General features: G+C 46.5%; 16 protein-coding genes. 3 read left to right on the plus strand and 13 right to left on the minus strand.

The features are described 5' to 3' along the window. Positions 1 to 88 precede the first annotated feature (88 nt). The 8 genes from ABIO93_RS26140 to ABIO93_RS26175 form a co-directional block, all read right to left on the minus strand. Positions 89 to 1,669, minus strand: a complete 1,581-nt coding sequence (locus tag ABIO93_RS26140) for a RagB/SusD family nutrient uptake outer membrane protein (RefSeq protein WP_348072952.1) — start codon at positions 1,667 to 1,669, stop codon at positions 89 to 91. Between the two features lie 12 nt (positions 1,670 to 1,681). Next, positions 1,682 to 4,960: a TonB-dependent receptor gene (locus ABIO93_RS26145; RefSeq protein ID WP_348072953.1), complete on the minus strand. Its 3,279-nt coding sequence runs from the start codon at positions 4,958 to 4,960 to the stop codon at positions 1,682 to 1,684. Between the two features lie 31 nt (positions 4,961 to 4,991). After that, complete coding sequence (locus tag ABIO93_RS26150; protein WP_348072954.1) at positions 4,992 to 6,056, minus strand: FecR family protein; 1,065 nt, start codon at positions 6,054 to 6,056, stop codon at positions 4,992 to 4,994. Positions 6,057 to 6,161: 105 nt separating this feature from the next. Then, positions 6,162 to 6,764 (minus strand): RNA polymerase sigma factor, encoded by a 603-nt coding sequence (locus ABIO93_RS26155; RefSeq protein WP_348072955.1) that lies wholly within the window; start codon positions 6,762 to 6,764, stop codon positions 6,162 to 6,164. 138 nt (positions 6,765 to 6,902) lie between these two features. Next, the gene (locus ABIO93_RS26160) at positions 6,903 to 8,153 is read right to left on the minus strand and encodes a membrane dipeptidase (protein WP_348072956.1); all 1,251 of its coding nucleotides are present in this window, start codon (positions 8,151 to 8,153) and stop codon (positions 6,903 to 6,905) included. Between the two features lie 314 nt (positions 8,154 to 8,467). Then, entirely contained in the window at positions 8,468 to 9,772 is a 1,305-nt protein-coding gene (locus ABIO93_RS26165) for a hypothetical protein (RefSeq protein ID WP_348072957.1), read from the minus strand. A gap of 34 nt (positions 9,773 to 9,806) precedes the next feature. Then, positions 9,807 to 10,370, minus strand: a complete 564-nt coding sequence (locus ABIO93_RS26170; RefSeq protein WP_348072958.1) for a hypothetical protein — start codon at positions 10,368 to 10,370, stop codon at positions 9,807 to 9,809. A gap of 110 nt (positions 10,371 to 10,480) precedes the next feature. Next, entirely contained in the window at positions 10,481 to 11,227 is a 747-nt protein-coding gene (locus ABIO93_RS26175) for an NUDIX domain-containing protein (RefSeq protein ID WP_348072959.1), read from the minus strand. 140 nt (positions 11,228 to 11,367) lie between these two features. On the opposite strand from ABIO93_RS26175, the gene ABIO93_RS26180 reads away from it, so the two are divergent. Continuing rightward, complete coding sequence (locus ABIO93_RS26180) at positions 11,368 to 13,005, plus strand: carboxylesterase family protein (protein WP_348072960.1); 1,638 nt, start codon at positions 11,368 to 11,370, stop codon at positions 13,003 to 13,005. Positions 13,006 to 13,107: 102 nt separating this feature from the next. On the opposite strand, the gene ABIO93_RS26185 is transcribed toward ABIO93_RS26180, so the two are convergent. The 5 genes from ABIO93_RS26185 to ABIO93_RS26205 are packed head-to-tail and all read right to left on the minus strand — an operon-like array spanning position 13,108 to position 15,227. Then, positions 13,108 to 13,311, minus strand: a complete 204-nt coding sequence (locus tag ABIO93_RS26185) for a hypothetical protein (RefSeq protein WP_348072961.1) — start codon at positions 13,309 to 13,311, stop codon at positions 13,108 to 13,110. A gap of 29 nt (positions 13,312 to 13,340) precedes the next feature. Then, a complete protein-coding gene (locus ABIO93_RS26190) occupies positions 13,341 to 13,721 on the minus strand; it encodes a hypothetical protein (RefSeq protein WP_348072962.1) in 381 nt (126 codons plus the stop codon). A gap of 12 nt (positions 13,722 to 13,733) precedes the next feature. Next, positions 13,734 to 14,603 carry a HEPN domain-containing protein gene (locus tag ABIO93_RS26195; protein ID WP_348072963.1) on the minus strand — a complete coding sequence of 290 codons (870 nt, stop codon included), beginning with the start codon at positions 14,601 to 14,603 and terminating at the stop codon, positions 13,734 to 13,736. 46 nt (positions 14,604 to 14,649) lie between these two features. Further along, on the minus strand, positions 14,650 to 15,006 hold the full coding sequence (locus ABIO93_RS26200; protein WP_348072964.1) for a type II toxin-antitoxin system PemK/MazF family toxin: 357 nt from the start codon (positions 15,004 to 15,006) through the stop codon (positions 14,650 to 14,652). Continuing rightward, complete coding sequence (locus tag ABIO93_RS26205) at positions 15,003 to 15,227, minus strand: hypothetical protein (protein ID WP_348072965.1); 225 nt, start codon at positions 15,225 to 15,227, stop codon at positions 15,003 to 15,005. Before ABIO93_RS26205 ends, ABIO93_RS26200 begins: the two co-directional genes overlap by 4 nt. A gap of 342 nt (positions 15,228 to 15,569) precedes the next feature. Here ABIO93_RS26205 and ABIO93_RS26210 point away from each other — a divergent pair, with 342 nt between their 5' ends. Both ABIO93_RS26210 and ABIO93_RS26215 read left to right on the plus strand, forming a co-directional pair. After that, complete coding sequence (locus tag ABIO93_RS26210) at positions 15,570 to 18,635, plus strand: TonB-dependent receptor (RefSeq protein WP_348072966.1); 3,066 nt, start codon at positions 15,570 to 15,572, stop codon at positions 18,633 to 18,635. Between the two features lie 59 nt (positions 18,636 to 18,694). Further along, complete coding sequence (locus tag ABIO93_RS26215; protein WP_348072967.1) at positions 18,695 to 20,272, plus strand: RagB/SusD family nutrient uptake outer membrane protein; 1,578 nt, start codon at positions 18,695 to 18,697, stop codon at positions 20,270 to 20,272. Positions 20,273 to 20,317 lie beyond the last annotated feature (45 nt).

The following is a 20,317-nucleotide window of genomic DNA, read 5'->3' on the forward strand; positions in this document are numbered from 1 at the left end:
TTAATTAAATATAGCATGAATGATTTTTATCTCCAAAAATAAAGGCGGCCATTTGGGACAGCCTTTATTTTTAAATGACATTTTAGAATTAATAACCCGGGTTCTGGACCATATTGGGATTCCCTTCGGTTTCTCTGGCGGGGATAGGCCATAGGTAATCCTTTTTGGAAAACGTGCGGGTTTCCACGTTGACGGCCTTTTTCGTTTTTGGATTAATAGCTCCTTCCACGACACCATTCATGACTTTTTCACCAATTTTCCACCTCCTCATATCAAATAGGCGGCTTCCCTCGAAGGCGAGTTCCACGCGTCGTTCCCGCTGGTAAAGCTCCCGTATTTTAGCTTCCGAATTGTAAACAGCCACATTCACATTGGGCATCTTGGCACGGTTACGGATCTGATTGATATACTTTAAAACGTCCGGGTGGTTCCATTTGCCGCTTTCAACCAATGCCTCCACATACATTAATAGCAGGTCGCCGTAGCGGTAAACCATATAATCCAGAGAACCTCCTTTGCCCTTATCGGCCAGGTCCACGTATTTTCTGAGCCAGTAACCCGTTTTGGAAGAGTAAATGGCCGCTAATCGGTTCGGGTTATTGGGTGAATCGTCCCATGGGTCCAGATTTCCGTAGTAGGTAGAACCGGGATACGCAATCGTAGCATCCATCCTGGGATCGCGGTTAGATTTATAATTCGGGCTTTGCCTGTAAATCTCAGCGCTATCCGCCCCGAGTTCTGTCAGCGTTTTGCCTTGTAGGGTCTCATAGCTATTGACAAGAGAACCTGTCGGGTTGAGGCACGCGTTTCCGCCCAGATACCCTGGCGCGCTCCTGTAAAAGCTATCGTTGTTTCCCGCCTGCTTGATAAATATGCGTTCTTCATTCACCTGGCCCTCATAATTGAACAATTTCGTGTAATTGGGATACAGTTTGTAAAGATTCATATCAATCACCTGCTTAGCAGCCGCTGCCGCTTCGTTATACTGGCCGTTATTGAGCAAGGCAACGGTTTTCATGGTATAGCAGGCACCCTTTGTGATCCTTTTCACATCATTGATCGGATAGGTCGTGGGTAGGTCGGCCGAGGCGGCATCCAGTTCTCCCACAACGAAGTCAACAATTTCTTGCCGGGTATTCTTTTTGAGATCTGTTTCTGTGGGCAATACTACGGTCGTCACGATGGGTACTTCGCCATAATACAAAAACAGGTCGAGATGGAGCCATGCACGCAATGCACGCGCTTCTGCAAAATATCGCTTTTTGAGGCCCGGCTCGATCAGCGCTGTTCCGGCATGTTCCAGAAACCGGTTAGCACGTCGGATGGCGATGTAATTCTCTTCCCAAACCGGCTGGACCGCAAACCAGTCACCGCCTCTCATCTGCGAATTTGCATTGCCAAGCGCTATGGTATTCACTTCTCCAAAGAAATTGGCATACCAGACCGCATTATCCGTCATACCTTCAAAAGTGATCCGCGTATTTCGTTTGTACTGAAACTGGCCGGTTGGTACTTGTTCGTAAATCGTATTGAGTGCTGCGTTAATCTCACCTTCCGTATTCCAGAAATTATCGTCCGTGGTACCAGTCGGGTGATCCTTGGTCAGAAACTTCTCATTGCAGGAACTCAGAAAAAACAGGCTGATGAGTATAATATATGTCCTTTTCATGTTCAATCGAATTTAAAATTTAACATTCAAGCCAACTGTGAAAACTTTCATGATGGGGTAATTGGCTTCGTCGCCCCGGGTTTCCGGATCAAAGTGTTTCATTTTACTCAGTGTGATTGCATTTTGAGTATTTACAAAAATGCGCAATGCGCTTATCCTCATCTTCTTCACCATGGCTGGATGAAAGTTGTAGCCAAGCTGAATGTATTTAACTCGCAGAAAAGCAGCGTTGGTCAGCCAATAGTCTGCTGGCAGCACGTTGTTGCCCGGCGAAGGTGCCAGTCTGGGGTACATCGCATTGGGATTTTCGGGTGTCCAGTAATCCGTTTGGAACTGCATCGGCGTTCCTCCATTGAAATTGGAAGTAACATTGAGCGGCGTCTGGTAGCGGCCGCTGTAATAGGCCAGGCTTTTTGTAAAGCCATTGAGCTGTGTTTCAATTGAAAATCTTTTGTAAACAAAATTCAGGTTTGCAAAATAACTGCCCTGGGGATTAGGATTGCCGGACGTCACTTTGTCCGCCTTATCAATGTTTTTATCCCCGTTTATATCAATGTATTTAATGTCCCCGATCTGCTGACCAGGCAAAAGTGTCGCGCCGCCGTCAATGTCGCTTTGTGTGAGCAAGCCATCCGTTTTGTACAAATAATAACTGTTGACCGGATGGCCCACTTCATTGATATCCAACCCATTCGTTCCAATATATGGCCCGCCACGAAGTGACAGGATTTTGTTGGAATAGTACGAGTAGCCTACGCTGGCACTCATTTCGAGATCCCTGTTGATTGTTTTGGAATAATTCAGCATGAATTCCCAGCCTTTATTGGACACCGAACCGGAGTTGATCGGAAGCGTTGCCACACCGGACGACAATGACAACGGAGGGCTAAGCAAGATGTCATCCGTCGTTTTACTGAACCAGTCGATCGTCAGGCCGAGATTTTGAAACAATCTGATATCAGTTCCGATGTCCAGCATTTTAACCGTTTCCCAGGTAATCTCCGGGTTCCCGATCGACGTTTCTGTTCCGTCCCCGCCCCGGATCAGGCTTTGGTAACGGTATAGTTCGTTCACGTCGTCATTTCGGCCATTGTTTCCCATTAATCCATAAGAAGCCCTTAATTTGAAACTGGTAACAAATTTTACGTCTTTCAAAAACGCCTCATTATGTACATTCCAACCCAATGCTACGGAAGGAAAAGTACCCCATTTGTGCCCCGGGCCAAACTTGGACGAACCGTCTGTCCTGACAGTGCTTTCCAGCAGGTATTTGTTGTTGAAAACATAATTGAACTTCACAAAATAGGACGCGAGATTGGCCTGATCAAAATTGGAAATGAAATTGGCTTCCCGCGAAAGCCCGCCAATCGCGTAGATGAAATGTTTGCCATACGTTTGTGAAAATTCCAGGTTGGACGCCAGGTAATTGTAAGTACTTCTGCCTACTGAGGTTCCTTTTGAGTTTCCGTATGTAAACACCAGGTTTCCAGTATAATAATCCAGAAAGTTGTAGGAGTTACGATTATCCAGATAGCCGCTTGAATTAACGCGGTACAAGTACTGGCCTCTTAGTTTCAATTCCGGGGTGATCTGCCAAACGGGCTGGAAATTGATATTGATCTGGTCCGCTTTATTTTGCGCATATCCGCCGCGTTCCAGCTCGGCCATTGGGTTCATCATCTCTCCAAAATTGCCATAAGCCTGGTAGCCATCGTCTGTCAGAGGATATTTGGGGACAATGTTGGGAGGTGTTGTGTAAACCAGATGCAGCGAATTTCCAAACCTAACCAGCTCAGAGCGGTTTCTGCTTCTCGTCGCCACGAGGTCCAGCAACATGGAAACGTTTTTGGTAAGTGTCACACCCGTATTGGCACGAAAAGAAAACCGCTCAAAATCGCGTTTGGGAGTGAGCCCATCTTGATACAAATAATTACCACTCACAGCAAAGCGCGCAAGTTCATTTCCACCTGAAATGCTCACAGAATGACTTTGGATCACCGGGTTCTTTTTCAGCATCAGCTCCGACCAGTTGGTATTCGGATAGTTAACCGGATCCTTACCTTCGACCGTTTTTTGAATGGTTTCCGCGCTATAAGGTTCCAGGCCACCAATGTTGGCATAAGCCTCATTTACCATCGTCATGTACTTCGGCGCATCGACGAATTTGGGCAGGTAGGTAGCATTTTGAACGCCTCCATAGCCGTCGTAAGTAACGGCTAGCTTGCCTGGAATCCCTCTTTTGGTGGTCACCAGAATAACCCCGTTTGCGGCCCGTGCACCATAAATCGAAGCCGCGGCCGCATCCTTCAAAACCGTGATACTTTCCACCGTCGTCGGATCCACGGAATTGATGTCAAAAGGAACACCGTCCACCAAAACAAGTGGAGAAGTGCCACCAATGGTTGAAATTCCCCGAATCAGGATATTGGAGCGGTCTTCACCTGCCATCCCGCTGCCCTGCATCACTGTGAGCCCGGTTACCCCGCCTTGCAATGCCTGCGACAGTTGGGTGATCGGCTTGTTGGCCACGGCTGCCTTGATATCCAACTTGCCAATGGAGTTGGCCAAGTTCCGCGCTTTCTGCTCTGAATAGCCGGTTACTACCACTTCATTCAACGCTGTGTTTTGTTCGGCAAGCGAGATGACGAGGTTTTTTGTGCCGGAAACAACCAGTTCCTTAGCATCCAATCCAATGAATGTGAATACCAGCACTTCGCCATTTCTGACAACGATTTCGAAATTCCCATTCACATCGCTGGTCACGCCGCGGTCTGTGTTTTTAACCTGAACAGTCACACCCGGTAGCGAAACGGGCGGTTCTTTGCTGTCGAATACCTGTCCTTTTACCATAAAACTGCTGTCCGGCAGTCTGCCCGAAGTGTTCGGAGCGGGCTTTTCCAATGGTTTTAAAAGTGAATTTTTGAGCGGGTCCCTTTTAAGGAGAATGGTGTTGCGGCTGGATAATTTATACGTAATACCCAGCGGATCCAAAATTTCGTGCAGCACAGATTCGAGCCGGGCATTTTCGTTTCGTGACGAAACTTTGCGGTCTGCATTAATGACTTGGTGGCTGTAAACAAACCGCACCTTAACCTGTTTTTCGATCTTTTCAAGCACCTGATCCAAACTTGTGGAATTAACGGTAATTGATATACGTTCGTTGAGAATGTTCTGCTTGTCCGGCACTTTCGCCATGGCCGTCCCAAGTAAGAGGAAGATGAGTGTAATTTGGCCAGGTAGCACCCTTGCCCAACGGGCAAGGGTCAGGATAGTTTGTCGACGTTGTTGCATAAGTGAGTGAGATTTATTTTTGATCGGTTAGTCAGTTATTATCGCAGCCATTGGAAAAAACGGCAATTGTACCATCGTGCATTTCGAATTTAGCATCGAGTACTTCGCAGATCATTTGCAGTTTTTCGCGGACTGGTTCGTCACCCAATTTGGCAGTGATGTTGCATTTGGCAGTGACTTGTTTATCGAAATTAATGTGTACGCCGTATGCCTGCTCCAAGGTCAGAAACACATCTTTGACCGGCGTCTTTTTAAAGGTGAAGGTTTGAGATTCAATAGGCAGACCAATCAGGATCGGTTCGCTGACATCGCTTTTTGTAAGTTCACTGCTTTCCCGGTTCAATGTGACGAGCTGATTGGAGCTCAGTGTCATATGTTTGTTTTGGGACTTATGTCCTGCATTGGTGACCGAAATTTCAACGACACCCGTTTTAACCACCAGCTGCACCTGCTTTTCTGCCGCATTGGCCTTGACACTGAAACTCGTTCCGGTAACTCTGGTCACCATTTCACCGGCATAGATGAAAAATGGTTGGTCCGGATTTTTCTGAACCTCGAAAAATGCTTCTCCCAACATCACTACTTCGCGCTTATTAGTTGCAAACGTGGCCGGGTAGCTGATTTTTGCGTCTTTTTTGAGAATGACAGAGCTTCCATCAGGCAAGGTCACCAGTTTAACCGCCTCATCCTGATTCATTATTTCAATGATCTTTGTACCTCCCGATTGCAGGAGAACTGCATTATAGGGCGTCTGTGCGTGGCGTTTCAGATAGTAGCTGCCAAAACCGAGCGTAAGGAGTAAAATCGCAGCAGCCTGCCACCAACTTTTCCGCCACCACGACCGGATTTGCCTTTCCTGCGAAATGTAATCCAGCATATCCTCTTTTCGTGAAGCCAGTTCCTGTTCGGGAATGTCGTTTACTTCACCCCTGATACTCAACAGGATCTCTTTGGCTTGCTCTATGTTTTCCGCCTGTGAAGGGGTGTTTTCAAGAACGGAGAGCCAGAAAGCATCGCGCTCACCTTTGTAAACCCATTTGCGAAAATCCGGATCATCCACCCAGTCCTTCACCTTGAAGTTCTTATAGTTATTCATGGAATTATTAAAATGGTGACTTCTGACACGATGAGTGAGCAGCCACTAGTCCATACCCATGGATAGTTAAAAAAAATTATTTTTTTTATTGAGGTGAAATGATGGTCAGACCAGGCTGTCCATGATCATGGTTAGTAGGATGGTTTTGTATTTCCAATACTGCCGCAATTTCAAAAGACCGTAGTGGAGATAATTGGCAACTGCCTGCTTTTGCAGTCCCATGATACCGGCAATTTCCTCGTTGGAAAGATCTTCGTAATATTTGAGATATAATGCTTCCCGTTGTCTTTTCGGCAACATTTCAATGCCACTTTCGAGGCGACTGCTGTTTAGCGCGTCTGTCTCGTCGGTAATCCATGTAAGTTCGGTGAAGCCGTTATGGTCGACGAATTCTTCATTTTCGGAAAGGTTAGCAAACCGAGATTGCTTTTTGATCCGGGCAATTAAATTATTTCTGAGCGACTGAAAAAGGTAGGCTTTGATGGAAATGATATGACTGAGTTTCTCCCTCTTTTCCCAGATTTCCAAAAACAAATCCTGGATGCAATCTTTAATCAGACCCTTGTCGGACGCGAACCGGGTGCCGTAATGATAAAGCGGATTGAAGCTGTGGTCTACCAGATCGCCGAAGGCGGCAACATTCCCTTCGCAGATCAGCGACCATTTTTCAGACAAATAAGTATCGGGTAAATTTTCTGCTCGTTTCACGCAAATCCGGGACAAAACTTCCAATTGAACTGTACACGCACGCTCTATATGATGCAAAAAAATCTTGCAATAACAATGTAAATAAGTGCATCGCGTTTTCACAACTGTCCTGTTGTGTCTTGTACAAGTAAGTTGAAGCTACTTTCCCTCAGTCACCTGCCTGATCACACGCAGCCAGTTCAGTCCCAGGATTTTTTTGATCCGCTGATCGGTGTAACCTAGCTTTTGCATGGCGAGGGTGATCTGTGGAAAGTCGCTGATATCTTTAATTTCGCGCGGCAGTTCTGGACCGCCATCTAAATCCGAACCTAATGCGATATGGTCGTCGCCAACCAGTTTTACACCATAGTCGATCACTTTTGCAAGCTGATCCACATGCATCCAATATTCGTCAGGAATGGTGCCTTTGAAAGTAAAGGGAAGCTCATGCGCAAATTCTTTGTCAACGTCTTCTATGGTCTGGGTGGTAACCTGGGCGTTAAATATCCGCGGCGTTTTAGGCTGAGGATTGGGCTGCACTCTTACTGGATTATTCGCTTTTTGCCACGCCCAATATTTAGGATTGTTGAATAAACTGCCGAAATGCACGCCGATCACGCCCCCTTTTGCGGCGATCGCCTTCGCAGCTTCGTCGGTAATACAGCGTGGATGATCAACGATTTTGTGAAAGCCGCCATGACTATAAATCACCGGGTGCCGACTGGCCGCTGCCGATTGCATAATGGCGTCGTTGGATGCGTGGGCTACATTGATGACCATGCCGAGATCATTCATTTCTTTGATCACCGCTTTGCCATGATCATTAATGCCGCCCCAGGTGTACACGTCGTTGCAGGCATCGATAAAAGCGTTGGTGGTACTGTGAGCGGTCAGCTGCATCGAACGCAGGCCAAGCTTGTAAAGTGCGCGCAGCAAATCAAGGTCACCATCAAGGTCATAACCGCCTTCCAGATCCAGGAAAGCCGCTATTTTACCTCTTTTATTGATACGCTCAATGTCAGAAGCAGTGAGCGCCAGCTCGATAACATGACTATTCTTCTTAATCTGGTCCAATGCGAGGTTCACCACACGGAAGGTATTTTTTGTCTCAAACCTTCCAGGATAATAGTTTTCAGGCGTATAAACGGAAAAGAACATCGCATCCAATCCGCCTTCCTTAGCCCTCGGGAGATCAACGGTACCATCGGCATAGCGCTGCCCGATATCGGTTTTCAGCACCAGCTCACGGCTCATGACATGCGTATGTCCATCCATCACGAATGCATCGCGGTGGAGGTCGGGCATTGGTTTACTGCCTGCGAATGGTGCGGATGATAGGGATTGTTTTGAAAAAATAGTACCGGCTGCCGGCAAAAGGGTCAGGGATTTAATGGCGTCTCTGCGTTTCATTTATTTATTAGTTCACTAGTGTATGCTACTCTCTGTTAGCATACATCAAAGGTTGTCAAAAAACTTATCAAGCTGATCTTTAGTCCTAATCACAGTAGATTTCCCCTCTCTGATCTCTTGCTGTCCATCTTTTACACGCTGGACCATTTCAGGAGTTAAATATGTATCATTGTCCGAGACAGGAGTAAACTGGTATGTTTGGTTAGGTCCTGTTCTTTGTTTTGCGGCCATGTTTTTACAGATATAAATGATTTGTGTTAAGCAGAGAATCGCATGCATATTTCTTGCTCGATGTTCAATATCTCAAACGCCACCTATTCATCAAACCCTCGAATATAAGGAACATTCGGTGGTCGCTCTCCTTTGCTGAATTGTGCTCCACGTGTCGAGCGGTACTTCATGTTCATGAATGGCGTCTCAATTCGGCGGCCGACGGCGGAGTACTTGCCATTTTCCCAGTTTGATTCCATGTTGTAAGCTGTAATGCCGGTGGATAGCAGTAGCCGCTCTGCATTGAATGGCTCTTTTCCGGTGACCATCATCTCGGTAATCCAGTGCGGTTGGGAGTTGGAGGCGTGGTACTGCGAGAATGGTCCCGGCCAGTCGAGCATTGAAATGATCGTCGTGTCTTTTTGCCCTTCGATTTCACCGGCGTAGGTCCAGCCTACGCCCTGGGCTGAATATACAGCTGCTTTTGTACCATCATTATATTCTACAATACAGACGTTTGGTTTGGCGATCTCCTGAAAGTGTCCCGGTTTTAAGTCAAATTTCACTCGCACGGCTTCCAGCAATTTGGCAGCCCATGGGTTTTGCTCGGTCCATTTCCATGTTTCCGGCCCCCGGATGCATTGCACCGATTTTACGCCGGTTTCACCTCCCTTGCGGCGTTCGACAAATGCCTGCAACACGTCGATACAATGAAAAAGCGCCCCTTCATCAGGTGCGCCTCCCAGCACGACCGATGCCTTAATGGGCGTATCAATATCAATTTCGATCTCTGGCTTGCGGAAGTAAACGGGTATGGATGAGCCTCCCGTCAAAGGGAAGTTCAGTTCACGGGATTTGTCGAACATCCACTTGGCTTCGTCCCAACTGTAAGACAGGTGTTTGTCATTAAAGATTGGTACCGAACGTTTGCTCTGCTCAAAAACCCGTATCACTTTCTCGTAAATCCACCAGCGCGGCAGGAGCCATTGCCCTTTGAGATTGGTTGGATATTCGCCGTGTTCCCCAACGATCACAACGCCATCAACGGCAAGTTCCTTCCCTCCGAGGCTGACGGCTTCACCCACCGTCTTGAAAATCGGAATGTTCTTCGCTTTGCATATTTTCTGGCCCAGGCCACTTGTTTCAAACTGATGAATGTACACAGAAACAATGTCCACCCGCGAGGCTGTGTGGGCGCCGTCCCACCAATACCCGTCCAGCAGCTTGGTGAGGATCCAGTCCGCATGTGACCTGGTGGCACCCCAATAGGTAACGAGACAGGCAATGCGAGGTCTTTTTGGCGCAACATTGGAAGCGGCGGTTGCAATGCCTGTTAGAGACGCCAGGCCGGCCATACCGGTTATTCCGAGCATTTCACGGCGGGTCAGGAGTGGGTTTAGTTCCATCATGATAAACTAATTACTTGAAAATAGGGTAGTTTGATTACGGCTTCACAGCGCCTTCTATGCCTAAAATGATTGGCTGTTTGAAATTGCCCTCCTGATGCAATCCGGTAGGTTGGAGACTCACCTTCCGCGCTTTAAAATATAGAAAATTACCAGATTTCGTCACTGTGACCGTCCCTGAGCCACTTGCACCAGACCATTCCTTTATCTTCTTGTTGGCTACGTCAGAAAACGACACAATTACCTTCTTTTGAGCCGGATCTGCCTTTTTATCGATCGTATACACGCCGGGAGCTGGCTCGCCCGTGCCGAAGTTCATATAAAATGTTTGTAGTTTTTCCTGATCAACCAATACGAAAGTGCCACTCAATTCATTGAATCCGCCTTTATAGGCAAATTTTAATGTAGCGTCACTGCTGCCTTCTGCCCGTACTTCTCCAAAGTTCCACCATCCGTTTGGTCCCGCGTACACGGCACTTTTGGGGTTTGTATACCGGTCGTCCGATGCTTTCGTCACATTGGACCAGGTGTCTGCCGGTTGCTGGGCAAAGGCAAGTGCAGCGGAGAAGAACAGCATTAAAAAGCTTAGCAGAGTTCGCATGGTTTGTGAATTTTTAAGGATCAGGAATTTTGAGGTAGCATATAAGATGAAAATTTAATTGAAAAGTTGATCAAATAGCAATGTCGGAGCAAAAAATGCTGACGACGGGCTTATTTTTCCGTGATAAACTGATATAAATACGGGGCCTTGTGTGCGCCACCGCTATATTGTTTTTCAAGCCTTTCCAAAATAGCTAGACTAAGCATCTTGCGCTGAAAACCCGACCGGCGAAGTTGTTGTCCAAGAATCGTTTCATATAATTTTTGAAGTTCCCCCATCGTGAAAGCTTTGGGTAGCAAGGGAGCTGCCCAGCTGTCGTAGCCGCCGATTTTCCTGTCAAGGTCTGCTCTTAACGTCTGCAAAGCCTTTTGTACAATGGTTTGATGGTCCAGCATGAGCTCCGGTAGATTTTCCAGCGTATACCAGATGCAATGATCCGAAAGCGTGTCGGGCGTCGGGGCTGCTTTTCCAAAATCGATGAGTGCATAGTAGCCCACGGAAACAAAACGTCGGAGCAGCCAGTGATCGTCGGTCGGGTTCAATCCTTTCGCCTGCATGATGGTGCGGAGCGGCGCCTGATCATAACGGGCCAAATCTCCAAACGTGTAAAATTGGTCGAGGTAAATATCCGAAAGTCCGGTACGCTCATTGAGCACGCGTCGGGCAGCATCATTCAAATTTTCATGCTCTTTGACAAACCCGCCGGGTAATGCAAACAAGCTTGTATTACGGTATTCGAGCAGCAGGATTTTTAATTGATATTGATCAAATCCAAAAATCACAAAGTCCATAGCGAGTCCGGGCAGGTAACCGGTTCCTTCTGGATTTTGCTCTAATGGCGCTACTTTTTCACTCATTATATTAAAATTTTATGGCCAAGTTAGAAAAAAGAAAGATTGTCAGAATAATTTTTTATTATTGTTCCATAATGAGACAATATAGAATTTATTCAACACATTGTCTTTCCTGCTATTATGTACTTTTATATTCATTGAAAATGAAAACAATTTTTATTACCATGCTGCTGGCTCTGCAAATGATGCATGTTGCGACGGCGCAGTCTAAAAAAGCGAATTCGGTTCCTCAGGCCAAAACCGTGAACGGGACTGTGGAAGGCGTTATTGAAACCTCAGGGGTAAGGACATATAAAGGGATTCCCTTTGCGGCTCCTCCGGTCGGCGAATTCCGCTGGCGTGAACCACAGCCAGTTAAAAGCTGGAATGGCATTCGTAAAGCCGACAAGTTCGGCCCACGTGCTATGCAAAATCCTGTTTTTGGAGATATGGGTTTTCGTTCGGACGGTATGAGTGAAGATTGTTTGTACCTGAACGTGTGGACGCCGGCAAAGTCGGCCAGCGAGAAACTTCCGGTCCTGGTCTATTTTTATGGAGGCGGTTTTGTGGCCGGAGACGGTTCGGAAGGACGTTATGACGGAGAAAGTATGGCTACAAAAGGTATCGTGAGCTTAACTGTGAACTACCGTCTGGGCGTGTTCGGTTTTTATGCCTCTGAGGATCTTACCAAAGAATCTCCGCACAAAGCTTCGGGCAACTATGGATATCTGGATCAGGCGGCAGCACTTGCGTGGGTTAAGCAAAATATTGCAGCCTTCGGAGGCGATCCTAACAGGGTTACCATTGCAGGAGAGTCAGCCGGATCGCTTTCAGTGAGCGCATTGATGGCCTCGCCGCTTTCAAAGAATTTGTTCGCTGCTGCTATCGGTGAAAGCGGGTCTGTTTTGGGCACACTTCCTCCGGTTCCTTTGGCGCAGGCTGAGCAGGCTGGGGCAAAATTCAATGAGCAGGTAGGCAAAAAAACATTGGGAGAAATGCGGGCGATATCTGCTGAGGAGTTATTAAAAGCGACGGCTAGTGCGGGCGTTTCCAGATTTGTTTCCGCGATTGATGGTTATTTCTTCCCTGAATCGCCTTTGAAAATATTCAAGGAAGGGAAACAATCGCAGGTGCCATTACTGGCAGGATGGAATTCCGAGGAAATGAATTATCGCATGATCTTAGGTAAAGAAACGCCAACGCTTGATAATTACACAAAGGCCGTTCAAAAACTGTACGGAGCAGATGCCGACAAAGTGTTGAAAGAATATTCAGCTGCTTCCGACGCAGAGGTGGAGCAAGTAGCAACCGACCTGGCTGGCGACCGCTTCATTGGTTTCGGTACCTGGAAATGGATTGACATTCAAAGTAAAACAGGTGGCGGAAAGCCAGTTTACCGCTACTTGTACGGTCGTCCCCGTCCCGCCATGAATGCTGAAATGGGAAATGTGTCTGCGAATCTGGCCGGTGGCGTTTCCAAAACCACAGAGCCTGTCGCGAAAGCGCCATTGCCAAAAGGAGCAGTGCATTCGGCTGAAATTGAATATGCTATGGGAAATCTCTCGCTTAATAAAGTGTACGCCTGGACACCGGAAGATCATAAAGTGTCGGAAACGATGCAGGCGTATTTTGCCAATTTCGTTAAGACTTCAAATCCTAACGGCAAAGGGTTGCCGGAATGGTTACCTGTGAAAGGCGAAGGTAATGCACATTATATGTACCTGGATGTGAACAGTCGTTTGGAAACTGACAAGCACAAAGGGCGTTACGTGCTGATGGATGCGATGGCTACGAAGGATTGATAAGCAAAATGGTGAAAAGTGGCTCTTCGATGTGGTCGGAGAGCCATTTTTTCTTTTGATAGCTTTCTTTAAATTATCAAATAATCTATTCATTGCTAAAAATTAGCCATTGTCGACCGGCGCCAGGAATGTGAGTTTTCTTTTCGAAAGTGAAACGCTGGAACCAGGTAAGTCGGGCAAAATTTCGGTAGTAAGGGGTAATGCGGATGCAGGCGAAATGATCATCTCAGGGTTGCCGCCGACGGAGAAAGAGGTCAGTGATTTTATGAATGATCGTCTGAATGTGGGTAGATTTGCCTGCGCCATTCGGGCCGGAGATCACGATGAGTGTGGGCTCAGAATAATTCATATTCTTCTCTGACCTTATCTGCATCAGAGGAACCCAAAACATGAAGGACTTTTACTTCAAATTTGCTACCGGTAGCAAAAACCTGCTGCACTTCAATGCGGCCGTCAGGAAATTCGCGGTAGACCTGTCCGTCCGGAAGTTTGTCGGATAGAATTAAGAATGGAAGGTTTTTCTTGAAATTTCTTGAACGAAGTGCTTTTACAGTTGCTGTGTAGCGCTGTTTCTGATCCTTTCCATTCGAAGGTGACTTGCTCATATAATCCTTTTTCTTCTGGTTGTTTTCTACATGAATGCAGAGTAAAAATACAAAATTCTCGCCATACATCATAAGCGTTTGGCCAGATACGATGAAAAGAAATGCACTCATTTCATTCTCGTATTACCTTTCCATAAACTGTGCAATCCGCTCATTACAAATGCGTTCGGTCAAGTCTTTCAATACTTTCACCCGATCGCTCAGGTACTCCAATTCTGCTTTTTCGATTTTGTAATTCATGTCATATCGAGAATCGACGTAAGCTTTCCGTAATAGTTGGAACAGCCTCTTCTCCTCGTCTGTATTTTTCGGGAAAACCTTCGCAAAATCTGGATGCTGTTTCGATACCTGATTTCCTAGTTCTTCAATATCATGAATTTTCGGTTTGTAATCAGTGAAGACCAGAAGAATAGAAGTATAATATCGTTCTGTGGCTTGGTGAAGTTCGAATGCAGCGATCTTATACGGCGCCGAGTTATTTTCTCCCTTCAAAAAATAGAATTCAAAGCCATCCAAAAAAAGATTTGCAGATTCAAACCATGGCTTGAACTGTTCTTTTGCTTTTTTCTGTCTCTCCTCGGGATTCATATTTTTTGGTTCGGATAATTTGAATTTTCCCGAATCAAAAAGCATAATTCCTTCTTTTAATATATCGGCGAAGAAATATTGATTCCCTTCGATTTTATCATTTACAAACCCGATACTGTGTTGAATGACAGTGACTTTTGTGTGCTCATCATTACTATTTATTTTCTTGTTCAGGTCCCACCACTTTTTATCGTCTTTCGCAGATTTCCTGTCTTTGGTAACAACGAGAATGTCATAATCGCTAACATACTCAGTGTTTTCCTGAAAATCTTCTACCCAGTCGCCACGAGCATGGCTACCAAAAAGAATGACCATTTCGGCGGGTACATTTTCAACAATGATCTTGGTGAGTATTTCTAGTTCTTCCTGTTTGTCTTCGGGGAGGTGGGAGAGGATTGACTTCAAGTTTGCTTATTTTTAGTGTGGAGGTTATGTAATTACTCTGACTATCTTACCCTCGCTCTATTCCCAACTGAAAACACAGTGCATCCAATACCTCAATCTGTTTCCTCGGATCAGTTACAGCTCCATACAGTGTTGAAAGCCTTTGCTTGTCCAATGTGCGAATTTGATGGCACAGAATAACCGACTCATTGCTGAGCCCAAAATTGTTCGCAGGAATTAAGGCTTCGTTAGGGTATATTCTTCTGCCAGGCCTTCTGGTTGTAATCGGAACTACGTTTACAATATTCAGCAGATCATTGATAGCATCTTCGCTGATAACCAGCACGGGCCTGGACCTACCTTGCTCAGAACCAATAACGGGATCCAGGTTCGCACGATACAAAGACCATCTTCTTACTGTCACAATGTTTCATGTTCGATAGAATCAAAATCAGCATGAATCTCGCGGATGTCAGCAAGAAACAATGGATCCTTGGCAGCCATTTTCAATGCATCCAATTTCTGAGATTTGACATCGATCTGATCATCAACATAGACTGTTACCTGTTCTTTATTTCTAAAATCAGGCGGAAGAGTCAGGGTTACCTGATTGTTTTTTACGGAGCAAACGATTTTATAAGTCATCGCAAAGAATTTTCACTAAGGTACAAAATTTCGAGTTTAGTAGGATCGTGCTGTCACTAACCACCCTATGTTGCTACGATAGAGCACCAAACCACCACCTCAACTCTTCCCCGCCGACTCGTTGATTTCAGCATAAGCGAAGAAATACGGAACAATCAGTCCTTTTCACAAAAGCACAAACTTCAAGTATTTCATAGGATTGTCCATCATTTAGAAAAGGGAATCCATTTTCTAAGAGGTAATTAACGAAGACATTTGTTTCATCATAAATAGTACTATACTTATTTATTTTTTTACAATAAATAGTTAAAAGGACCTTTTCTAAACTTAAAACAATTTCTTATGAAGCGATTAATACTTCTGATGAGAAGCATGCTTTTGGCCTTCATTGTGCTTTCGTCAATGGGTGTGAATGCCCAGGGCGATCTGACAGGTAAGGTCACAGGAGACAATAACGAGGTACTTCCTGGTGTGAGCATCACAGTGAAAGGGACGAGCAAGGGAACGACGACGAACGCAGAGGGAATCTTCAAAATCGACGTTGCGGCCGGAGCGAAACTGGTTTTTAGCTTCATTGGGTTTGAGACACAGGAAGTCACAACTGACAATGCAGCCACATTGAATGTGAAAATGATATCGAGTACCAAGGCGCTCGAAGAATTGGTGGTGGTGGGTTACGGCCAGGTGAAGAAAAGTGACCTTACAGCTTCCGTATCCAGTGTGAAGGGTGCTGCCATCAAAGAATTTCCGGTGACCTCGCTTGATCAGGCATTACAGGGACGCGTTTCCGGGGTGCAGATCTCGCAATCTTCCGCCGCGCCGGGTGGCGGTCTTTCCGTGCGGGTCCGTGGCCCAAACTCCATTCTCAGCGGTTCAGAGCCTTTGTATGTAGTGGATGGATTACCGATCTACCCGGATAACAATGCAGTGGGAACAGGTGGAAACAGGCAGCCATCCAATGCGCTGGCGATGCTTAATCCCAATGACATTGAGTCGATAGAAGTATTGAAAGACGCCTCAGGTACTGCTATTTATGGTTCCCGTGGCGCGAATGGCGTGGTGATGATCACCACCAAAAGAGGTAAGGAAGGCGGCGGCAGACTGACATACGATGGTTCTTATTCGTTCCAGAATATGGCCAGAAAAGTGGATATGCTTCGTGCAGATGACTACATGCGTTATATTAACAAGCTGGAAGTGAGCCAGGGTGGCGCTGGAAGGTATAGCGCCGACCAGATTTCAGCTGCCGGTGCCGGAACCAACTGGGTGGATGCGGTAACACGTCCGGGCAGTATCCAAAGCCATCAACTGACATTTTCAGGCGGCAACCAAACGATGAAGTATGCATTCAGTGCCAATGTGCTTGATAACCAAGGTATCATCATCAATACTGATTTCAAACGCTATGGTTTCCGGTTTAATCTGGACAATGATTTTCTGGGTGGGAAGGCGACGCTCAGCAACAGCTGGTCATATAGTCGCCTGATGTCCAATAACGTACCGACCGACCGCGGTGGCCCGGGCGGGATCATGATCACTGCTTTGGGACTGGATCCGACGGTTTCGATTTACAATGATAACGGGGGCTATAATTATCCAAGTTACGATGGACGTTTCAGCATCAATCCTGTTGCGGAGGCTAAGGAGGGGACCGACCGGGACGCGACAAACCGGTTGTTTGGAACTACCGCTGTGACATTCAAGATCTTCGAAGGCCTTAAATTCAAAACCAGCATCGGTGCTGACGTGGTGAGCGCTAACAGAACTTCGTTTTTCAACAGCTTTACCCGGCTCGGTCGTCAGAATGCTCGCGAGCTTGACAAATTCAACAGAAATGTGACCAATCTGCTGAACGAAAACCTGCTATTTTATCACAAAGAATTAACCCCTAACCACATTATCGACGCTACTGCCGGTTATACTTTTCAGCATGAAGTGAACCAGTATGCGTCGGCTTCCACGTTTGGTTTGCCTTCGGATGATGTGAATTCGATGAATTTGCAGAACGGATCGAAAATCCAGACGCCTTATTCGGGCAGACAGGAGTGGAACCTGCAGTCGGTCATCGGCCGCCTGAACTATTCCGCTTATGACAAATATTTGCTGACGGTGACCGTCCGTCGCGATGGTTCATCCAAATTTGGACCGAATAATAAGTACGCTACATTCCCTTCCGCAGCTTTGGGATGGAAAATTGCCAACGAAAAATTCTTCACAGATTCAAGGCTCAGCAACATTTTCGACGACATGAAAATAAGAGCGAGCTATGGCGTTACAGGAAACTCAAATATTCCTCCTTACCAGTCCGTCTCGGGTCTGGTACCTTATAATTACGTTTTCGGCGGCCAGCTGAGTGCAGGTTATGGTGCTAACAACATTTCAAACCCGGATCTTAAATGGGAATCGACCCGGATGCTCAATGTTGGATTGAATACCAGGCTGCTGAAAAATCGTCTGGACCTATCCATTGACTGGTACAACACCAAAACGTCCGATTTGCTTCTCTACGTTTCCATAGCGCAGAGCACAGGATTTGGTACCGTTTTGCTCAATTCCGGAACATTGACCAATAAAGGAATGGATTTCGAAGCCAATTTTAAAGCCATTGACGGAGAAAGACTTAAATGGGACATTGGCGGAAATATTTCATACGTAAGAAACAAACTGACGGACCTGGGCAAGAGCACACCATACTTTGCGGGCAGCCCGAGTGGTCACCTGGGTATCGACGGAAGCTGGGTCCAGGCTGGTAACCCGATCGGCGTGTGGAGAGGCTATGAATATGCTGGCTTATTTACTTCCGACAGTGAAGCAGCAACGTTTTCAGCCAAAGCAGGTTATCCCAAATATACAGATGTGAATGGTGATGGCAAATATACCTCCGACGACTATAAAATCATTGGTAACCCCAATCCAAAATTCACCTGGGGGCTAAACAGCTCGCTGAAATACCAGGGTTTTGACCTGGGTATTTTCTTCCGGGGAGTACAGGGAAATCAGGTGAGGAATTTGCAGCAATCAGAAATAGGGGATGGTGTGCAGAAAATCAACCAGCTTTCTAACATTCTGACGGACTCGTACAGTGCTGAAAATCCGAACGGAAACCGGCCGGTGATCGATGGAAGAAGAGATTTTATTTCCTTCCGTAAATCGTCGTTCTTCATTCAGGACGGATCTTTTGTGAGGTTGCAAAATGTGTCGCTGGGCTACAATATTCCGCTCACCAGCAACTTTATCCGCTCGGCGAGAGTGTCGGTAAGTGGCCAGAACCTTTTCCTCATTACCAAGTACAAAGGATTTGATCCTGAGGTGAATAACAGTGGACAGAGCAACCTGAACCGTGGCGACGACTATGACGCTTACCCTCGTGCCCGTACGGTCACCGTCGGTGTGAACCTGGGATTCTAGCAAGTGTGGATGCAGAGAAAGTGAGCTGAATGTTTTGATAACATAACAATATTGATCCAATGAAAAACAAATTGATACAACAAGCTAAACTCGCGGTGGCCGTAGGAATGCTGATCACTGCCGGCTGTTCTGATCTGAAAGAAAAACCCGATTTCATTAATCCTGATAGCTTTTACAAATCGGCGACGGAGCTGGAACTGGGCGTAAATGCGGTGTACGACGACCTTGGAATGGGAAATGGCGACTGGTCAAACCACTTTTACAACCGCTATGTATTTGAATGTCTGGTAGGATATCAGGTAGGGTGGGAGAAGGGACCGCTGCAATATAATTTGGGAAATATCAGTGCTTCGGATGACTACATCAATGTATACTGGCAGGAATGCTACCGGTCCATCGATCGGGCCAACAAGATCATTGAAGTGGCCGACGCCATGGACGACGCAGCCAATGCGGATAAAGTGAAGAGGATCAAGGGGGAAGCGGAATTTCTTCGTGCATTTTATTTCTACGAACTCCTGAGGTATTTTGACAATCCGCCGATCAAAACGACTTCTACAAAAAGTTATAATGACCTGCCTGACAATGCGGGCGGAAAGCGAAAAGTAATTGACCAGATCTACGCTGACGCTACTGCTGCGGCTGCGATTTTACCGGCAAGCTATACCGGTACCGATGCGGGCCGCGCTACCAAATGGGCCGCTAAAACGCTGTTGATGAAGGCGCAACTATGGGATGAAAAATGGGCTGACGCCAAGGCAACCGCCGAAGATATCATCAAAAACAGCGGAATGACGCTGTATCCGGATTTTACAAACAACTTTGACGTTGACCACGAGAACCAGGGTGAGCGGATTTTTGAAGCACAGATTTCGGCCAAAGCGAATTCTTCGGAGTATAATAACCACTCGGCGCATTTCAATCCGGAGGACTTCCCAAGTGACCTCGGCGGTGCCGGATGGAGCTGGCTGAGCGCTACCAAGGATTTTAGAATGTCGTACCAGGATAATGACAAACGCATCGGCGGTACTTTCGTAGAATCATATCCGACTGGAAGAACCAAGAAAACGGCAGATGGAAAATTCCCGACCGTAAAATGGTCAGCGAAAGCGGATTATAACCTGTCGAGGTTTGGTGGTCTGGTAGATCCGAACGCGAATCCAAATAAGCCGGAGGAAATGATTTTTAGCAAAGCATGGTCGTCAAAGCTGGTGGAACTGGATAAAAATTACTCCACTACCGAGAAAAATACGATCTACATGCGTTATGCGGAGGTGCTTCTGGGCCACTCGGAGGCGTGTAATGAAAGCGGGCAGGGTGATGCTTACGAAAGTGTAAATAAGGTGAGAGCGAGAGCAGGACTTACACCATTGAAGGGACTGACGCAGGCTACATTGCGGAGTGCGATCGTGGAAGAGGTGATGCATGAGTTTGCATTTGAGCAGGTTTCTTACCCGGAACTGCGCAGAAAAAGTAAGTTTGGCGGCTCTCCTGATTTTCTGGGAGACTACATCAAACGTTACTCGGCCACGTATAAGGTAGGACGTGTTCCAAAAGCGAAAGATTATGTGCTGCCCATCCCGCTGATCGAGATTCAGGGAAACCCTAATGTGACGCAAAATCCGGAATGGAAATAAAAGTAAGCTCGATTGTCACACTGAGCCTGGTCGAAGTGTGACAAT

It is taken from the genome of Dyadobacter sp. (assembly GCF_039919315.1).
Classification (GTDB): Bacteria; Bacteroidota; Bacteroidia; order Cytophagales; family Spirosomataceae; genus Dyadobacter.